The organism is Sodalis-like endosymbiont of Proechinophthirus fluctus, assembly GCF_001602625.1.
Taxonomy (GTDB): Bacteria; Pseudomonadota; Gammaproteobacteria; order Enterobacterales; family Enterobacteriaceae.
Map to the genome: position 1 here is coordinate 1 of NZ_LECR01000021.1, position 2,278 is coordinate 2,278.

General features: G+C 52.3%; 1 protein-coding gene and 1 rRNA gene. Both read left to right on the forward strand.

Annotated features, from left to right (window positions below; genetic code table 11):
• Positions 1-2: 2 nt before the first annotated feature.
• Complete coding sequence (gene murI, locus BG74_RS02280; RefSeq protein ID WP_066596300.1) at positions 3-830, forward strand: glutamate racemase; 828 nt, start codon at positions 3-5, stop codon at positions 828-830.
• A gap of 646 nt (positions 831-1,476) precedes the next feature.
• Positions 1,477-2,278, forward strand: a 16S ribosomal RNA gene (locus BG74_RS02285); the annotation flags it as partial.

Genomic DNA, 2,278 nt, shown 5'->3' on the forward strand with positions numbered 1-2,278 from the left:
CACTGCTTTATAATGGCAGCACCGCTAAACGGCCCACTATTCTTGTCTTTGATTCCGGCGTAGGGGGGCTATCGATTTATGATGAGGTCAGGCAAACGTTGCCTGATGCCCATTATCTGTATGTGTTTGATAATGAAGCTTTCCCTTATGGGGAGAAGCCGGAGCAGTTCATTGTCGATAGGGTCATCGCTATCGTTGGCATGATGTGGCAGCTGCGGAAGCCCAATATAGTCATTGTTGCTTGTAATACCGCCAGCACGATTTCGTTGCCGGCGTTGCGCGAGCGTTTTCCTTGCCCTATCATCGGTGTGGTACCGGCCATCAAACCGGCGGCGCAGCTAACCCGCAATGGCATCGTAGGGCTACTGGCGACGCGTGCTACCGTACAGCGCAGCTATACTCACGATCTGATCAGTCAATTCGCCGGCGATTGCCAAATTTTGCAATTGGGTACTATCGAATTGGTGGATATGGCGGAATCTAAGCTGCACGGCGAAATGGTGCCGCTGCCGGTGCTGCGTAAACTCCTACATCCCTGGTTAAGAGCGGTGGAGCTCCCCGACACGGTCGTGCTTGGCTGTACCCATTTTCCCTTGCTAAGCCAGGAATTACAGTCGATACTACCGGAAGGCACCCGCTTGGTCGATTCTGGCTTAGCCATTGCCCGTCGCGCCGCCTGGCTGGTAGAGCATGAGATAGATGTCAGCGGCCTACAGGGCGAGGCGGGGCCGAATAGGGCCTACTGTCTTGCCACCACGCCGCAGGCGGCGGCGCTGATGCCGGCATTGACGCACTATGGTTTCGGATCTTTGGAAAAGCTTACGCTCTAAGAGTAACAGCCAGGTCCTGTCCTAATAAAGGACAATGTCAATTGGACTAGGACAAGGCGTTAATCCATCCGATTCCCATCGTGCTGCTCTCACCTTTTGCACCTAAGCCACTGGCGTTTTGTCTCTCTTCTCCTTATTAGCAATCGCGACGACAGCCTTACCCTGTGCTCGCACCCCGCCGCCGGAGAGAACATTTCGTCGGCGGGCCAAAAAAGAATTGTCAATCCGTCGGCGTTAGGCATTAGAGTTGACTGAAAAACAGGTTCTTATGAATAAACAGGCGACGAAAAAAGAGCGATTCGTTTAATTTATCGCAGTTAAAACTTATTTTGCATTAGCGCTTGTCACCGTCAGTGAAGGCCCTATAATGCGTCTTCACTGGCCGGGAACATAACCGGATCAGCTAGAGGAAGGTGTCCCACTACTGGAAAATAACAGGTTTATTATAAAGAGGAAAATTGTAGTATACGCCACCCGCACCAGTAGGGAAAATACCTCCCGGTTTACGCTCTTTAACAATTTATCAGACAATCTGTGTGGGCATTCACGAGACGATATCGACACACGAAATATCAAGTCTTGAAGAAGAGTGAACAAACGAATATTCATACGAATACCAGTTTTAATTCTTTGAACATCAAGCTTTTAATTGAAGAGTTTGATCATGGCTCAGATTGAACGCTGGCGGCAGGCCTAACACATGCAAGTCGAGCGGCAGCGGGAAGAGGCTTTCCTCTTTGCCGGCGAGCGGCGGACGGGTGAGTGATGTCTGGGGATCTGCCCGATGGAGGGGGATAACTACTGGAAACGGTAGCTAATACCGCATAATGTCGCAAGACCAAAGTGGGGGACCTTTAGGCCTCACACCATCGGATGAACCCAGATGGGATTAGCTAGTAGGTGGGGTAATGGCTCACCTAGGCGACGATCCCTAGCTGGTCTGAGAGGATGACCAGCCACACTGGAACTGAGACACGGTCCAGACTCCTACGGGAGGCAGCAGTGGGGAATATTGCACAATGGGGGAAACCCTGATGCAGCCATGCCGCGTGTGTGAAGAAGGCCTTCGGGTTGTAAAGCACTTTCAGCGGGGAAGAAGGCAATGGCGTTAATAGCGCCATTGATTGACGTTACCCGCAGAAGAAGCACCGGCTAACTCCGTGCCAGCAGCCGCGGTAATACGGAGGGTGCGAGCGTTAATCGGAATTACTGGGCGTAAAGCGTACGCAGGCGGTCTGTTAAGTCAGATGTGAAATCCCCGGGCTCAACCTGGGGACGGCATTTGAAACTGGCAGGCTAGAGTCTCGTAGAGGGGGGTAGAATTCCAGGTGTAGCGGTGAAATGCGTAGAGATCTGGAGGAATACCGATGGCGAAGGCGGCCCCCTGGACGAGGGCTGACGCTCAGGTACGAAAGCGTGGGGAGCAAACAGGATTAGATACCCTGGTA